General features: G+C 63.0%; 18 protein-coding genes. 6 read left to right on the top strand and 12 right to left on the bottom strand.

Annotated elements, in window-relative coordinates; translation table 11 throughout:
• Window positions 1-18 precede the first annotated feature (18 nt).
• From WC704_RS01500 to petA, 4 genes are all read right to left on the bottom strand, one after another.
• The gene (locus tag WC704_RS01500; RefSeq protein ID WP_372888225.1) at window positions 19-555 is read right to left on the bottom strand and encodes an adenine phosphoribosyltransferase; all 537 of its coding nucleotides are present in this window, start codon (window positions 553-555) and stop codon (window positions 19-21) included.
• A gap of 108 nt (window positions 556-663) precedes the next feature.
• Window positions 664-1482: a cytochrome c1 gene (locus WC704_RS01495; RefSeq protein ID WP_372888224.1), complete on the bottom strand. Its 819-nt coding sequence runs from the start codon at window positions 1480-1482 to the stop codon at window positions 664-666.
• Window positions 1483-1497: 15 nt separating this feature from the next.
• Window positions 1498-2805 carry a cytochrome bc complex cytochrome b subunit gene (locus WC704_RS01490; RefSeq protein WP_372888223.1) on the bottom strand — a complete coding sequence of 436 codons (1308 nt, stop codon included), beginning with the start codon at window positions 2803-2805 and terminating at the stop codon, window positions 1498-1500.
• A gap of 10 nt (window positions 2806-2815) precedes the next feature.
• Complete coding sequence (petA, locus tag WC704_RS01485; protein ID WP_372888222.1) at window positions 2816-3388, bottom strand: ubiquinol-cytochrome c reductase iron-sulfur subunit; 573 nt, start codon at window positions 3386-3388, stop codon at window positions 2816-2818.
• Between the two features lie 188 nt (window positions 3389-3576).
• Here petA and WC704_RS01480 point away from each other — a divergent pair, with 188 nt between their 5' ends.
• The 3 genes from WC704_RS01480 (at window position 3577) to WC704_RS01470 (ending at window position 5543) form a co-directional block, all read left to right on the top strand.
• Window positions 3577-4026 carry a tRNA (cytidine(34)-2'-O)-methyltransferase gene (locus tag WC704_RS01480; protein ID WP_372888221.1) on the top strand — a complete coding sequence of 150 codons (450 nt, stop codon included), beginning with the start codon at window positions 3577-3579 and terminating at the stop codon, window positions 4024-4026.
• 71 nt (window positions 4027-4097) lie between these two features.
• Window positions 4098-4937 (top strand): oxygen-dependent coproporphyrinogen oxidase, encoded by an 840-nt coding sequence (hemF, locus tag WC704_RS01475; protein WP_372888220.1) that lies wholly within the window; start codon window positions 4098-4100, stop codon window positions 4935-4937.
• Between the two features lie 15 nt (window positions 4938-4952).
• A complete protein-coding gene (locus WC704_RS01470; protein WP_372888219.1) occupies window positions 4953-5543 on the top strand; it encodes a GNAT family N-acetyltransferase in 591 nt (196 codons plus the stop codon).
• Here the strand turns inward: WC704_RS01470 and WC704_RS01465 are convergent.
• Both WC704_RS01465 and WC704_RS01460 read right to left on the bottom strand, forming a co-directional pair.
• The gene (locus WC704_RS01465) at window positions 5516-6253 is read right to left on the bottom strand and encodes a hypothetical protein (RefSeq protein WP_372888218.1); all 738 of its coding nucleotides are present in this window, start codon (window positions 6251-6253) and stop codon (window positions 5516-5518) included. The two genes, WC704_RS01470 and WC704_RS01465, sit on opposite strands and share 28 nt — an antisense overlap.
• On the bottom strand, window positions 6250-7089 hold the full coding sequence (locus tag WC704_RS01460; protein WP_372888217.1) for a hypothetical protein: 840 nt from the start codon (window positions 7087-7089) through the stop codon (window positions 6250-6252). The genes WC704_RS01465 and WC704_RS01460 overlap by 4 nt, the downstream gene beginning before the upstream one ends.
• Window positions 7090-7215: 126 nt before the next feature.
• Here WC704_RS01460 and lipB point away from each other — a divergent pair, with 126 nt between their 5' ends.
• From lipB to WC704_RS01445, 3 genes are all read left to right on the top strand, one after another.
• Window positions 7216-7887 (top strand): lipoyl(octanoyl) transferase LipB, encoded by a 672-nt coding sequence (lipB, locus tag WC704_RS01455; RefSeq protein ID WP_372888216.1) that lies wholly within the window; start codon window positions 7216-7218, stop codon window positions 7885-7887.
• Between the two features lie 95 nt (window positions 7888-7982).
• The gene (locus WC704_RS01450) at window positions 7983-8234 is read left to right on the top strand and encodes a hypothetical protein (protein ID WP_372888215.1); all 252 of its coding nucleotides are present in this window, start codon (window positions 7983-7985) and stop codon (window positions 8232-8234) included.
• Window positions 8235-8410: 176 nt separating this feature from the next.
• The gene (locus WC704_RS01445) at window positions 8411-9085 is read left to right on the top strand and encodes a hypothetical protein (protein WP_372888214.1); all 675 of its coding nucleotides are present in this window, start codon (window positions 8411-8413) and stop codon (window positions 9083-9085) included.
• A gap of 19 nt (window positions 9086-9104) precedes the next feature.
• On the opposite strand, the gene queE is transcribed toward WC704_RS01445, so the two are convergent.
• From queE to WC704_RS01415, 6 genes are all read right to left on the bottom strand, one after another.
• Window positions 9105-9737, bottom strand: coding sequence for a 7-carboxy-7-deazaguanine synthase (queE, locus tag WC704_RS01440; RefSeq protein WP_372888213.1), 633 nt, complete (start codon window positions 9735-9737; stop codon window positions 9105-9107).
• Between the two features lie 4 nt (window positions 9738-9741).
• Window positions 9742-10440, bottom strand: a complete 699-nt coding sequence (gene queC / locus WC704_RS01435) for a 7-cyano-7-deazaguanine synthase QueC (protein ID WP_372888212.1) — start codon at window positions 10438-10440, stop codon at window positions 9742-9744.
• A 164-nt stretch (window positions 10441-10604) separates the two neighbouring features.
• Window positions 10605-11036 (bottom strand): DUF3617 domain-containing protein, encoded by a 432-nt coding sequence (locus tag WC704_RS01430; RefSeq protein ID WP_372888211.1) that lies wholly within the window; start codon window positions 11034-11036, stop codon window positions 10605-10607.
• A gap of 94 nt (window positions 11037-11130) precedes the next feature.
• On the bottom strand, window positions 11131-12057 hold the full coding sequence (locus WC704_RS01425; RefSeq protein ID WP_372888210.1) for an Hsp33 family molecular chaperone HslO: 927 nt from the start codon (window positions 12055-12057) through the stop codon (window positions 11131-11133).
• Between the two features lie 132 nt (window positions 12058-12189).
• Complete coding sequence (argF, locus tag WC704_RS01420) at window positions 12190-13107, bottom strand: ornithine carbamoyltransferase (RefSeq protein ID WP_372888209.1); 918 nt, start codon at window positions 13105-13107, stop codon at window positions 12190-12192.
• Between the two features lie 39 nt (window positions 13108-13146).
• A complete protein-coding gene (locus WC704_RS01415) occupies window positions 13147-14340 on the bottom strand; it encodes an aspartate aminotransferase family protein (protein WP_372888208.1) in 1194 nt (397 codons plus the stop codon).
• Between the last annotated feature and the right edge of the window lie 33 nt (window positions 14341-14373).

Below are 14373 nucleotides of genomic sequence, written 5' to 3'. Positions count from 1 at the left end.
TTGGTTCCCCGCCGACCTTTAATGGCCCGGAAAACCGATCAGCGAATCGACCGCAAGGCCATCGGCGCGTAACGCGTCCGCCCCGCCAAGGTCTGGCAAATCGACCAGAAACTGCGTTTGCTCGACGATGGCCCCCGCCTTGCGCAGCAGGCGTACCGCCGCGCGTGCGGTGCCACCCGTCGCGATCAGATCATCGATCAGCAGCACGCGTTGCCCCGGCACGAGCGCGTCTTCGTGCATCGCGATACGGTCGGTGCCATATTCGAGCGCGTAATCCTCGCCGATGGTTGCGCCGGGCAACTTGCCATCCTTGCGGATCAGCAACACCCCCGCGTTGAGCGGTGCGGCGAGGGCCGCTGCAAAAATAAAGCCGCGCGCCTCGATCCCGGCAACCAAATCGACGGGCCCGCGGGTCGCGCCCGCCATCCGCGTAATCGCGCTGGCAAAGCCCTGCGCATCGAGCAACAGCGTGGTGATGTCGCGAAACTGGATGCCGGGCTTGGGGAAATCCGGGATCGTGCGGATCAGCGCCTTCAGGTCGTCATTCTCGGCCATAAAATCCTCGTCGCCCCGGCGCAGGCCGGGGCCGGTCGGCGATAAGGGAAGCCTTCGCCCCGCCCTCGGCCAAGCCACCCCGACCCGCGCCGGGGTGGCGGCTGTGTCTCAATGCTTCAGGTCGCGCCAGATATTCTGATACGCGCCATAAGCCAGGATGCAGAAGAACAGCAGGAAGGCGAGCACCGCTAGACCATAAGCATGGCGGGTTGGCAGGTTGGGCTCGGCGGCCCAGGTCAGGAAAGCTGCGACGTCCTTGGCATTCTGGTCAACCGTCGATTTGGTGCCGTCGAGATAGGTGACCTGGCCATCCTGCGACAGCGGCGGCGGCATCGCGATGTTGAGGTTGGCGAAATACGGGTTGAAATACAGCCCGTCCGGCACCTTAGCATCGGGGAACTTCTTCAGCAACGCTGCTGGTTGATCGGTATAACCGGTCAGCAGCGAATAGATGTAAGCCGGGCCTTCATGCCGCGCCTTCGTAATCAGCGAGAGGTCTGGCGGATTGCCGGTGCCGGGATAATAAACGGCTGGGAAATAATCCGACGGCAGGTTCGCCCGCTCGGTGGTGTCGCCTGATTTCGGGTCGAACTGCTTGGCCTTGACCGACCAGTCCGCCGCAAACTTCTTCACTTGCGCAGCCGTGTAGCCAAGCTGGGTGAGATCGCGGAAGGCGACATGCTTGAGCGAATGGCAGTTGGCACAGACTTCCTTGTACACCTGCAGCCCGCGCTGAAGCTGGCGCTGGTCATAAGTGCCAAACAAGCCATTCGACGCGAGATCGACTTCCTTGGGAAGGAGATGGAATTCATCGACCGCCGTCGGGGCCGGGGGATCGGTGATGACCCCCTGAACCGACCAGAACAGTGCCCAGGACAGCACGGCGACAAAGCCGGCACCGATGAAGATTGCGATTGCGCGAACCATTGCTCGTAATGCCCCTTATTCGGCCGGGACCGCGCTACCGCTGAGTGCGGTATGCGCCGGTGACGTGCCACCCTTCTTCGCCAGCACCGCCTCGGTGATCGAGTTTGGCAGCGGCGTCGGGCGTTCTGCCCGCGAGATGATAGGGATGATGATGAGGAAGTGCGCGAAATAATAGGCCGCGCTGATCTGGCTGATGATGACATAAAACGGCGTCGCAGGCGAACCGCCACACCAGCCGAGCACCAGCACGTCGATGCACAGGATGACGAAGAAGATGCGGAACAGCGGCCGATAATTGGCCGAGCGCACCGGTGACGAATCCAGCCAAGGCAGGAAGAACAACAGCAGGATCGAGCCGAACATCGCCAGCACGCCGAGCAGCTTTGCCGGGATGAAGACGAAATCGACCGTGAAGGCGCGCAGGATCGCGTAGAACGGCCAGAAATACCATTCCGGCACGATATGCGCCGGGGTCTGCAGCGCGTTGGCCGGGATGTAATTGTCCGGGTGGCCAAGGCTGTTGGGCGCGAAGAACAGGAGTGCGGCAAAGATGAACAGGAACACGCCGAGCCCGAAGCCGTCCTTGGCGGTGTAATACGGATGGAACGGAACGGTGTCCTGTTCGCCCTTCACGTCCACGCCGGTCGGGTTGCTCGAACCCGGAATATGCAGCGCCCAGATGTGCAGGATGATGACCGCGGCAATCACGAACGGCAGCAGATAGTGCAGTGAGAAGAAGCGGTTGAGCGCTGCATCGTCGGGCGCATATCCCCCCAGCAGCCAGATGCGGATGGAATCACCGATCCACGGAATTGCCGAGAAGAAACCGGTGATGACCTGCGCACCCCAGAAGCTCATCTGCCCCCAGGGGAGCACATAGCCCATGAACGCCGTCGCCATCATCAGCAGGAAGATGACCACACCGAGCAGCCAGATCATCTCGCGCGGGGCCTTGTACGATCCGTAAAACAACCCACGGAAGATGTGGATATAAACCACGATGAAGAACATCGAGGCGCCGTTGGCGTGCGCATACCGCAGGAGCCAGCCGCCATTCACGTCGCGCATGATATGTTCGACCGAATCAAACGCCACGCCGCCATTCGCCGCATAGTGCATCGCCAGCACGATGCCGGTGACAATCTGGATCGCGAGCGCCGCGCCGGCGAGCACGCCGAAATTCCAGAAATAATTAAGGTTGCGCGGCACGGGATACCCCGCACCAACCGCGCCATATACGAACCGGGGAAGCGGCAGCCGCTCATCGATCCATTTGGTGAACGCCGATTTCGGCTCGTACTGCTTGGCCCAGGGGAAGCTCATATCTCTATCCTCAACCCACCGTAACCGTCGTTGGCGACGTGAATGTATAGTCTGGCACCGACAGGTTCTTCGGTGCCGGGCCTTTGCGGATGCGCGCCGCCGTATCGTATTGCGAGCCGTGGCACGGGCAGAAATAGCCGCCATACTGGCCGCGATCCTCCCCGCTGGTGATGCCCTGCGGAATACAACCGAGATGTGTGCAGACGCCCAGCGTAATCAGCCAGTTCTTCTGGCCGCGCGTGCGCTGCGCGAGCGTTTCCGGGTCGCGCAGTGTCTTGATGTCGACCTTGTCGGCCTCGGCGATTTCGGCCGGGGTCAAGTTGCGGACGAACAAAGGCTGCTTGCGGAAAGAGGTGACGATGCCCTGCCCCGCTTCGATCTTCGACAGATCGACGTCGGTGGTCGATTGCGCCAGCACATCCGCCGAGGGGTTCATCTGGTTGATGAGCGGCACCACGATCGCGATCCCGCCGACGCCTGCAGCCGTAACAGCCGCAATGTTCAGGAAATCGCGACGGCGCGGCTCGCCGTCATGATGGGGTTCATCCTGCCGGGGAACTTCCAGGGTGTTTCCGCTTGCCATTCACTTGCCCTTGTACTTCGCGCGCCGCCCAGAAATGCGACACGGCGAAAATTCCGACAACGCCACCCTCACAATAACGACGTGCGGGTCACGCCTGAACGCCTTCCCTCTTGCGGAGAAGCTTGACGGTTCTGTTAGACGGCGTTGTGGCCTTTTGCCAACAGCAATTTCTACGTATTGACCCGCTTATGCGCATCGCCCTGTTCCAACCCGAAATTGCCGGCAATGTCGGCGCCATTTTGCGTCTCGGCGCGTGTCTCGGCACTTCCATCGACATCATTGAACCGACGGGCTTTACCTGGAGCGAGAAGGCGCTCGCCCGCTCCGGCATGGATTATGCCGATGTGGTGGACGTACACCGCCACGCCGACTGGGCCGCATTTGAACAACAGGTGCCGGGCCGGATCGTCCTGCTGACCACACGCGGCGGCGTGCGGCTGGACGAGGCCGTGTTCCACGCAAACGACGTGCTGTTGATGGGATCAGAAGGCAGCGGCGTGCCCGATGCGGTCCATGCTCGCGCCGAATTGGCGGTTCGTATCCCGCTGGCCGAGGGGATGCGGTCGCTGAACATCGCGGTCGCGACGGGCATCGCGCTCAGCGAGGCCTTGCGCCAGACCGGGGGCTGGCCCGCATAACGCCGCGGTTCCTTGTTCCCGAGCAACAAAGGGACCTCGACTTGGCCGTGTTCCCTCGCCAAAACGGTGCCATGAACCTGGACCAAGAACAAACCACCGCTCGCCACTGGTTCGAACATCTGCGCGACCTGATCTGCGCCGAGTTCGTCGCGATCGAACGCGAAGCAGGGTCGGACGCAACCTTCGACTATACGCAGTGGGACCGCGCCGACCCGAGCGGCGGAGACGGCGGCGGCGGCGTGCGCGGCGTGATGAAGGGCAAGGTGTTCGAAAAGGTCGGGGTCAACGTCTCCACCGTCGGCGGGACGTTCGAAGGGGATTTCGCCAAGTCGATCCACGGCGCCGCCGAAGACCCCCGTTTTTTCGCCACCGGCATCAGCCTGGTCGCGCACATGGCGAACCCGCATGTGCCCGCCGTCCACATGAACACGCGCTTTCTTGTTACCACAAAACGCTGGTTCGGCGGCGGGGCCGATCTCAACCCGCCGATTCCCTATGCCGAGGACACCGCAGAGTTTCATGCGGCGATGCGCGCGGCGTGCGATCCGCATGGCGACGATTATTATGCGCGCTATTCGAAATGGGCCGAGGAGTATTTCTATATCCCGCATCGCCAGGTGCATCGCGGGGTCGGCGGTATTTTCTGCGACCATCTGGAGGGCGATTTCGCCGCGAATTTTGCGTTCATTCAGGATATCGGTCGCGCCTTTCTCGACGTGTACCCACAGATCGTGCGGCGGCGGATGAACACGCCCTTCAACACCGCCAACACCGCGCAGATGCTGGAGTGGCGCGGGCGCTATGCCGAATTCAATCTGGTCTATGATCGCGGCACGCTGTTCGGCCTTAAAACCGGCGGTAATATCGATGCGATCCTGATGAGCTTGCCGCCGGTGGCGACCTGGTCCTGATTTCGGGGCATTGAGATGGGCTTGATCCCGGTTCGCGACGATGAAGTGGCGACAATCGTCACCACGCTGGAAATGCGTCAGCGCCCGCCGCTGCGCGCGCTGCCCGCATCCCCGATGCGGCTGGTGGCGTGGGAAGCGCCGAGCATCGCGGCATATCGCACGCTGTTCCGGCGCGTGGGGGCGCCGTGGTTGTGGTTTTCACGGCTGGTGATGGAGGATAGCGCGCTCGCCGCAATTCTCGCCAATCCCAACGTGGCGATTCATGCCGTGGTCGATCGCGCAGGGATCGAAGTCGGGATGCTCGAACTCGATTTTCGTGAAGCCGGCCAATGCGAAATTTCCTATTTCGCGCTGGTGCCCGAACTGGCGGGCAAGGGGCTTGGCCGCTGGCTGATGGCGGAGGCGCTCACGCGCGCCTGGCGTAAGGGAATCGATCGCGTGTGGGTCCATACCTGCACGCTCGACCATCCGTCAGCGCTCAACTTCTACCGCGCGCAGGGGTTCGTTGCGATCAAGCGGACGATCGAAACCTTCCCCGATCCGCGCATCACCGGGCATCTGCCGCCCGATTGCGCGCCTCAAATTCCGTTGCTGAGCCGCCGATAAAGCGCGATTTCGATCAGCACCGCCGCGACGGTGCCGATCGTGTGTCCACCGGCCATGCCCGCATCCAGCAACGCCGCCATCACCGGATTGGCCATCGGTGCCCCGTCGAGCGCCTTGCCGAGCAACGCGAACGGCAATGCGATCAGCCTGCCGCCGAGTAACGGCACGAAGGCCAGCCCCATCAGCACCAGGCCATTGCCGCGCGTCAGCGCAAAGCTGCGATGCCACGCCGCAAACACCCCGATTGGCCGCTCGGCAACGAAGACCGGTGCGACCGGCATCAGCCGCCCTTTCAGATACAGGCCAGGAAAGACAAGAACCGCCCCGATGCTGACAGGCACCGTGACGATCAGCGCCAGTAGCAGATAATGCGGCAACAACGCCCCCCCCCGCGCAAGCGCACCCGCCACGGTCGGTCGTGCGCGATCGGCATAAAGCAGGAACAGCGCCAGCGTGCCGAACAGCGAGAGCAGACCAAGCACAATCACGAGCAGTTCATAGTGCTGTGACCAGATCCCGATTTGCTTGAGCCAAAGATCGGCGGCGGCCTCGTCCCCGAAATCGGGCAAATCCGGCGGCAAGGCGACGTACATTGCCTGTGCCAGATCGGGCACGAACAGGAACAGGCCCGCCACGCCGACCAGCACCTCCACATCGCGCTTCGCCATCGCCCAGGCGTCGCGAAGGACGCCTGCTACATCCAGTTTCATGAGGCCTCGACGATCGCCTCACGCGCGTCGCGCACCGCAAGATACAGCTTGGCGATAAACGCCACCGCCAACACCGAAAAGATCGTCGAAACGCCCGCAGCGGCGATCTGCGTCAATACGGTGGTCAGCGTGAGCGGCCCTTCGCCGCCGATCAACAACGAAAACACCGTGCCGAACACCAGCTTCGCCGCCGCCGACGCGACCCACGACACACCGGCATATAAGACCAGCACGCCCATCACCTTCCAGGCGATGCGGCGAGTAAGTACGAAGGAGCGCGCGTAAACGCCAAGCCCACGCCGCTCCATGATCATGATCGGCGTGACAAGCACGAGGAACCGCGCATAACCCCAGAACAGAACCAGCGCGAGCGACACCGCGTAGAGCGCGCTGAACGCCAGGGCACCGTTGGCTGTGTCCCCAGCAGGGGACTTACCCGCCGCAAGCGCCTCCAGATCAACCCCGCTCATTGCCAGGGCGATCGGAACCGGTGCCATGAGTATCAGCACGATCAGCAGGGTAACCAGCCCGATCCCCAGCACCGGCAGCAAACGGCGGTTTGCGGTCTGCACCGCCGGTGCGCGTCCCGCCGCTGGATCGAACGCAAGCGCGGTGATCGCAAGGCTCGCCCAGCTCGTCACCAGGGAAAGCGCGAGGACCAGGAGCCCGAGCGTGATGTCGCCAGCCTGACCGCTTGCCCCCATCAGCGGCATCAGGCTGCCGAGCAGGGTCAACGGCACAAAGATACCAAGCAATACGAGCGGGGTGAGCGCAGCCAGATTGTCGCTGAGAAATTCGGCCGTACGGTCCCACACCGTGCTCATCGTCGCGATCACGTCTCTCGTCTCCCCCCGCGTTCAGTGCCGCGATATTGCCGGGATCGCGCGACAGCGCAATGGCTGCCGATCGCCCTTCCCTTGCGCAGCGCGCCCCGCTGCGCCATTTCGCACGGCGTGACGAATATGACCGACGACATCGAATGGCGCATCGCGCCGGGCCCCGTGCCTTATGAAGATGCGATTGCCGAAATGGAGGTGCGCGCCGCCGCCATTGCCGCAGGCACCGCGCGCGAGATGATCTGGCTGCTCGAACATCCCCCCATCTACACCGGCGGCACCAGCGCCGACCCCGCCGAACTGCGCGATCCGCATTTTCCGGTTGTGCAGACGGGGCGCGGTGGCCGCTACACCTATCACGGCCCGGGGCAGCGGATCGGCTATGTCCTGCTCGATCTTAACCGGCGCGGGCGTGACGTGCGGCGCTTCGTCCACGCATTGGAAGGTTGGGTCATCGAGACGCTGGGCGACCTTGGCATTGTTGCGTTCCGCGCGCCCGGTCGGGTTGGAATCTGGACCAACATCCCCGATTTGGCGATTCCCGGCGGTGTCGCAGAGGCGAAAATCGGTGCGATCGGTGTCCGCGTGCGTCGCTGGGTTACGTTGCACGGCTTTTCGGTGAATCTGTCGCCAAACCTCGCCCATTTCGGCGGAATTGTCCCGTGCGGCCTCGCCGACTATGCGGTGACGAGTGCGGAAATGTTGGGTTGCACGACCGATTTTGCAACCTTTGACGCGGCGCTGGCGTCACGATTCGGGGCGTTTTTGCAAACTCATTCTTCGGGGCAAGAAAACTAGGCTTGAGGGCCGGAGCGATCCGGACTAATGTCCACCCCGGTTTGGGTATTAAAGGTCTCGAGGCCAACCAAATCCATTATCTAGGGAGCTTTCCAATGCGTGCATTCATTTCCAAGGTCGCTGCTGGTTCGATGATCGCTGTTGCTGCGATCGCCATTTCGGCTTGCACCCCCAAGACCGAGACGACGACGACCGACAACACGATGGTCACCGACATGAACTCGACCGACACGATGAACTCGACCGACACGATGACGTCGACCGACGGCGCGATGGCTAACGACGGTGCGATGATGTCGAACGACACCATGAGCGCCAACGCCATGTCGACCTCGAACAAGATGTAATCTTTCCCTTTCGGGAACGATTGTATCGAGGGCCGTCCGGGCAACCGGGCGGCCCTTTCGATTCGGCCTGCGGTCCGCCCACCCCCTCCTTCCGCGCAGCAAATGGATGCGCGATTAGGGGTTGGGTCCTACGGAAAAACCCCGTAATCGCGACGTGCTTGAACGAGAGGCTGCGAATGACTGTGTTGCGTAATCTGGCCGTGGTCGCCGCTGTCGCGGGTTCCGCGCTTGCTGCCCCTGCCTCTGCACAATTTTATTTTCAGTCGCACGACATGAGTGGCCCACCGGCGCGCGGAGACGAACCGGGCCTACCGTCCTTGCCGGGTGCCAATGAGGATGAGATTCGCGCCAATCTGGTGTGGAATCTGCGCTCCGCGCTCAACGTCGCCGCGCTGCAATGCAAATTCGAACCGTCGCTGCTGACGTTGCAAAACTACAATATCGTGCTCGAAAACCATAAGGACGAGCTGAAGCGCGCGTATGACATGATGAACAAGTATTTCATCCGTACCGCCAAGGGCATCAAGCCCGGCCTGTCCGCGATGGATCGTTATGGCACACGGACCTATTCGGCCTTTACGACGGTGGGGGCGCAATACGGGTTTTGCCAGACGGCAGCCACAACCTTGACCCATGCGGTCTATGCCCCGCGCGGCACGCTCTACAAGGTCGCGGTGGCCGAGATGAGCGCGTTGCGTAATGCGCTGACGCCGTGGGGCGAGGAGCGTTTTTTGCGCCGCATTCGCGTCGACACGCGCGTGGCATTACCACGGCTTGACTCGATTTGCTGGTCAAAGCGCAATGAATGGGTTGCCAAGAAGTGCGGCGCGTTCGAGCTGACGTACCGCTAGGACACGATCCGATGCTGGGTCAGCGCAAACCCAGCGTCTTGTGCGCTTGCAACGTCAACCGCCATTTGGGCCGCTGCAGTACCAGATCAATCGCGGCGGCGTGAGTGTCCGCCGCATCGACGCTGTCGAGCGGCTGAACCAGATGATGCGCAAAGTTCCATTGCTCAAGTTCGACCGGGTCGCTGCCCGTTTGGGGCCAGACCAGCTTAAGTTCGTCCCCGCTGCGCTGCACGACGATGCTGCCTGCCTTGGGGCTGATGCACACCCAGTCGATGCCCGGATGCACCGGCAAGGTTCCGTTGCTTTCGATCGCAATCTCGAAACCGGCGGCGTGCAGTGCCTCGACCAACGCGCCGTCGACCTGGAGCATGGGTTCGCCCCCGGTCAGCACCACGAAGCGTCTGGAAGCACCGTCACCCCAGAAACGCTGCGCAGCCTCCGCCAAGGCTGCGGCATCGGCGAATTTTCCGCCGCCCGCGCCATCAGTGCCGACAAAATCGGTGTCGCAGAAGCGGCACACGGCGCTCGCACGATCCTGTTCGCGCCCCGTCCACAGATTGCATCCGGCGAAACGCACGAAGACCGCACGCCGCCCGGCCTGCACGCCCTCCCCCTGTAGCGTCAGGAACATTTCCTTGACGGCATAGACCATCGCGTCAGACCGCGTAGTGGGTCGGGTCGGGCAAGCCTGCTTCCTCAAACCCCTTTTTGCGCAGTCGGCAGCTATCGCACACCCCGCAATGCAGCCCGCCGGGCGCCGGATCGTAGCATGACCAGCTCAACCCCGCATCGAGCCCAAGCCGGGCCGCCTCGCGTACGATATCGGCCTTGGTCAAATGTTGCAGCGGTGCGTGGATGCGGAACGGGCTGCCTTCCACGCCTGCCTTGGTGGCAAGCTCGGCGAGCCCCTCAAACGCCGCGATGAATTCCGGACGACAGTCGGGATAGCCCGAATAATCCAGCGCATTGACCCCGATATACAGGTCACGCGCGCCCGCCGCCTCTGCCCAGCCGAGCGCGAGGCTGAGAAAAATCGTGTTGCGCGCGGGCACGTAAGTGATCGGAATCCCGGGCTGCACGCCCTCCTTGGGCACGTCGATATCATCGGTCAGCGCCGATCCACCGAACGCGGCGAGATCGAGCGGCAGCACCACCTGCCGGACGGCACCCAGTTCGTGCGCGATGCGCCGTGCCGAGGCCAATTCCATGCGGTGCCGCTGGTTATAATCGACCGAAAGCGCCAGCAGGCGAAAGCCGTCCTCGCGCGCGCGCGCCGCCGCCACCATCGAATCGAGGCCCCCCGACACCAGCACGACTGCCAGCGGGGCGACCGAAGAGGTCTGTTCCAATGTCATGATGCAGGAGAGTTAGACACCCGACCCCCATTGCGCAAGCGCGACCCAAAAAAACGGGCCGCCCGAAAGCGACCCAGGGTTGCCCGGATCCGGGCGCATTGGGAGAAACGCGTGCCGTCCAAAAACGCACGCGCGATGTGTATCGGAAAACTCTAAACCCCGGCTTAACGCGCCGTGCTGGCACCGGGCGGGCACGCCCCGATGCGGCGCGCTTCGTAATGATAGTCGAATGGCGCGCCGCTGACGATACCCTGCGTATCCAAATTGAAGGCACGCGGCGTCGCCACCTTGAAGGTGGTGCGGCCATGCCCGTTGCCGGGGCACGTATAGTGAACCGTCGCGATGTCGGGCTCGTTTTCGATGATGAAACGCTGGCATTGGACAGCGCTATGCCCGTATTGGATCAAACTCGACGGATCGGCGACGCACAATGTCCGTGCGCCCGAATCGCTGCCCATTTCCTTGATCTGCCATTGGCCGGGTTCAATCCGCGCGACCGCGATGAGTGCTGGCCCGCTCGCTGGCCCCGCCGCGGCCAATCCGGCAACCGTCAGTGCCGCAACCGCACCTGCGCGCGCCAACTTCGCTATCCGCATCCCATCAAACCCCACTCGGTCGCAGGCATAATCTCGCCCACGCGCCCCGCTGCCGCCCTATAATTTGGGGCGTCGCGCGCCACTTTCAATGCGGCTACGGAACGATTTCGGTGGCGGCCTGCACTGGAAATTTGCGCGCACAAAAGGCGCAATCGACCAGGATCGTGCCGGTTGCATCGGCCATTGCACGCTGTTCCTCGGGCGGGAACTTGCCCAGCACTTGCGCGATATAATCGGGTGAACAGCGGCAACCGCGCACGATTGCGGTCTCGCCGTAAAGGCGAACCCCTTCCTCTTCGTTGAACAGGCGCCATACCAGTGTCTCCAGCGGCAGCGCCGGGTCGGACAGCTCCTCACCACCCATCGTCTGCCCAAGGATCGCGACATGCTCCCACTCGGGATGATCGAGTCGCGTGTGCAGCCGATCACGCCCGACTTCGCCCTCCGGCAGATGCTGCAGCAGCAAGCCACCGGCAAAGCGCTTGCCGTCCTTCCCTTTGCCCGTGCAATCGACACCGACGCGGATGAGCGTGGGGATTTGTTCGGACTGCAGGAAATAATGCTCCGCCGCCGCACTCAGCGAATCGCCGTCGAGCGGGACGATGCCCTGATAGCGCTCGCCCGTCGTTGCCTGATCGAAAGTGATGGCGAGATACCCCGCACCGAACAGCGCGAACAGGCTGGGGTTCTCGGGCGCCGTCGCCAGGCGTTCGGCGTCAAACTGGACGTAACCGCGCAGCTCCCCGCCCTTATAGTCGCACACCAGCAACGTAACGATGCCCGACTGGGTCTGCGCCTGCATGGTAAGCTGCCCGTTGGCATCCTTGAGCGTCGATCCGATCAACCCGGCCAGCGTCAATGCCTCGGCCAGCAACGCCTCGATCGGTGCGGGATACGCATGGGCGTCGAGAATCGTGTCGAGCACCGGCCCCAGCCGTACGATGCGGCCACGGGCGTGGCGCGCCGGAATGGTAAAGCCGAGCGCGCGGTCGGAGTCAGTGTCGGTGGTCGAGGATGTCATACGTAAACCGTTCGGGCTGAGCCTGTCGAAGCCCTGCCCTTCCTTCCAGCCGCGAAAGAAAGAACAGCCCTTCGACAAGCTCAGGGCGAACGGGTTCTTGTTAATTCCTAAATAGGGCTGGGCTCGTCGCGATCAACCGATCTGGCCGAAGCACCAGCGCAGCACCGATTTCTGCGCGTGCAGCCGGTTCTCCGCCTCGGGCCAGATCAGCGATTGCGGGCCGTCGATCACCTCTGCGGTCACTTCCTCGCCGCGATGCGCCGGCAGGCAATGCAGGAACCTCGCATCGGGCTTCGCGGTCGCCATCAGCGCGGCATCGACCTGATAGGGCAGCATCGCCTGCAGCTTGGTTTCGGCATGGGCCTGGCCCATCGAGATCCAGGTATCGGTGACGACGATATCGGCGCCCTCCACCGCTTCGCGCGCGGTGCCGACCACGCGCGCGCGGCCCTTGCCCAGCGCGACATCGCTCTCGGGCGGCATAAAGCCTTGCGGGCACGCCGCGACAACGTCGAACTGCATCAATCCGGCCGCCTCCATGATCGAGGCGAGCACGTTATTGCCATCGCCAAGCCACGCGACCTTGAGGCCCGGCAAGGCCTTGCCCGCTTCGATGATCGTCAGCAGATCCGCCATGATCTGGCAGGGATGCGAATGGTCGGTCAGGCCGTTGATGACGGGTACGGTCGCATAATGCGCCATTTCCTCGACCTTGGCATGGTCGTCGGTGCGCAGCATGATCGCGTCGCAATAGCCCGACAGCACATGCGCGGTATCGGCAACGGTCTCCCCGCGGCCAAGCTGCGTGGTCCCGGCGTCGAGCACGACGCTGGAGCCGCCGAGCTGACGAATCGCCATGTCGAACGACACGCGCGTGCGCGTCGAATTCTTTTCGAACACCATCGCCAGCACATGCCCGGCGAGCGGGGCGTCGGCATCGACCTTTCCCTTGGGCCAGCCGCTACGCGCCGCCTTGCGATCGAGCGCATCGGCGAGAATCGCAGCGATCCCGTCCGGGCCTGCATCGGAGAGCGAAAGGAAGTTGTGCATCTCAAATTCTTCCAGGCACGGGAAGGGATTTAGCCCCATTCATGCCGCCGCCACCGCATAATCCCGCGCGCCGTCGCTCAGCTTCTGCACGAACTCGGCGATGTGGCTTTCCTCGATCACCAGCGGCGGCAGCACGCGCACGACATTCTCGCCCGCCGCGACCGTCAACAGGCCATGATGATCGCGCAAATGCCCGACGAAATCGCGCGCGACCGCTTCGTCCTTCAGCTTGATGCCGAGCATCAGGCCCATGCCGCGCACGCTATCGAACAAATGGTCATGATTGGGGATCATCTGCTCGATCGAGGCGCGTAACCGGTCGCCCATCGCCGTTACATGTTCGAAAAAGCCCGGCTCGAGCATCACGTCGAGCACCGCCTCGCCCGCCGCCATCGCCAGCGGATTGCCGCCATAGGTCGATCCGTGCGTGCCGAACACCATGCCCTTGGCCGCCTCCGCCGTCGCCAGACACGCGCCGAGCGGAAAGCCGCCGCCAATGCCCTTGGCCGAGGACAGGATGTCGGGGGTGATGCCGTAATGCTCATAGGCCCACATCTTGCCGGTACGCCCATAACCGCACTGGACCTCGTCCAGCACCAGCAACAGGCCGTGCTCGTCGCACGCCTTGCGCAGACCCTGGATGAACGCCTGCGTGCCAGCCGAAACGCCACCTTCGCCCTGGATCGTCTCGACCATGAAGCCCGCTGTGGTGTCGTCGATCAGCGCAAGCGCCGCGTCGAGATCATTAAACGGCGCATATTTGAAGCCGGGCAGAAGCGGCTCGAACCCGTCGCGCATCTTGGGCTGGTTGGTCGCCGAAATCGCGCCCATCGTCCGCCCGTGAAACGCGTTGTTGAAGGTAATCAGCGTCGTGCGCTGCGGGTTGCCATTGGCATAATGGTAACGCCGCGCGGTCTTGATCGCGCATTCCACCGCTTCGGTGCCCGAATTGGTGAAGAACACCGTGTCGGCAAAGGAGGTGTCGACGATGCGCTGCGCCAGATGCTCGCCCTGCGGGCTGCCATAGAGGTTCGACACGTGCATCAGCGTCGCCGCCTGATCGGCAATCGCCTGGACCAATTTGGGATGGCCGTGGCCGAGCGCGTTGACCGCGATCCCCGCCGCGAAATCGAGATAGCGCTCGCCTTGCTCGCCAATCAGGTAGCAGCCCTCGCCGCGCACCGGGCGCACGCCGCAACGCGGGTACACGGGCATCAAAGCGGGGGTCGACACGGGCTGTCTCCTCAAAAGCAAAGGGCGACCCAC

It is taken from the genome of Sphingomonas sp. (assembly GCF_041661885.1).
Lineage (GTDB): Bacteria > Pseudomonadota > Alphaproteobacteria > Sphingomonadales > Sphingomonadaceae > Sphingomonas.
Note: the sequence above shows the minus strand (reverse complement) of the source record. Positions and strands in the feature narration are given on the sequence as shown.

Bases quoted from the DNA above. Each gene is read 5' to 3' on its own strand.
- WC704_RS01495 (WP_372888224.1), bottom strand. From the start codon at position 1,482: ATGGTTCGCGCAATCGCAATCTTCATCGGTGCCGGCTTTGTCGCCGTG.
- WC704_RS01465 (WP_372888218.1), bottom strand. From the start codon at position 6,253: ATGAAACTGGATGTAGCAGGCGTCCTTCGCGACGCCTGGGCGATGGCG.
- hemF (WP_372888220.1), top strand. From the start codon at position 4,098: ATGAACCTGGACCAAGAACAAACCACCGCTCGCCACTGGTTCGAACAT.
- argF (WP_372888209.1), bottom strand. From the start codon at position 13,107: ATGCACAACTTCCTTTCGCTCTCCGATGCAGGCCCGGACGGGATCGCT.
- WC704_RS01490 (WP_372888223.1), bottom strand. From the start codon at position 2,805: ATGAGCTTCCCCTGGGCCAAGCAGTACGAGCCGAAATCGGCGTTCACC.
- WC704_RS01470 (WP_372888219.1), top strand. From the start codon at position 4,953: ATGGGCTTGATCCCGGTTCGCGACGATGAAGTGGCGACAATCGTCACC.
- WC704_RS01425 (WP_372888210.1), bottom strand. From the start codon at position 12,057: ATGACATCCTCGACCACCGACACTGACTCCGACCGCGCGCTCGGCTTT.
- WC704_RS01480 (WP_372888221.1), top strand. From the start codon at position 3,577: ATGCGCATCGCCCTGTTCCAACCCGAAATTGCCGGCAATGTCGGCGCC.
- lipB (WP_372888216.1), top strand. From the start codon at position 7,216: ATGACCGACGACATCGAATGGCGCATCGCGCCGGGCCCCGTGCCTTAT.
- WC704_RS01445 (WP_372888214.1), top strand. From the start codon at position 8,411: ATGACTGTGTTGCGTAATCTGGCCGTGGTCGCCGCTGTCGCGGGTTCC.
- WC704_RS01450 (WP_372888215.1), top strand. From the start codon at position 7,983: ATGCGTGCATTCATTTCCAAGGTCGCTGCTGGTTCGATGATCGCTGTT.
- queC (WP_372888212.1), bottom strand. From the start codon at position 10,440: ATGACATTGGAACAGACCTCTTCGGTCGCCCCGCTGGCAGTCGTGCTG.
- petA (WP_372888222.1), bottom strand. From the start codon at position 3,388: ATGGCAAGCGGAAACACCCTGGAAGTTCCCCGGCAGGATGAACCCCAT.
- queE (WP_372888213.1), bottom strand. From the start codon at position 9,737: ATGGTCTATGCCGTCAAGGAAATGTTCCTGACGCTACAGGGGGAGGGC.
- WC704_RS01500 (WP_372888225.1), bottom strand. From the start codon at position 555: ATGGCCGAGAATGACGACCTGAAGGCGCTGATCCGCACGATCCCGGAT.
- WC704_RS01430 (WP_372888211.1), bottom strand. From the start codon at position 11,036: ATGCGGATAGCGAAGTTGGCGCGCGCAGGTGCGGTTGCGGCACTGACG.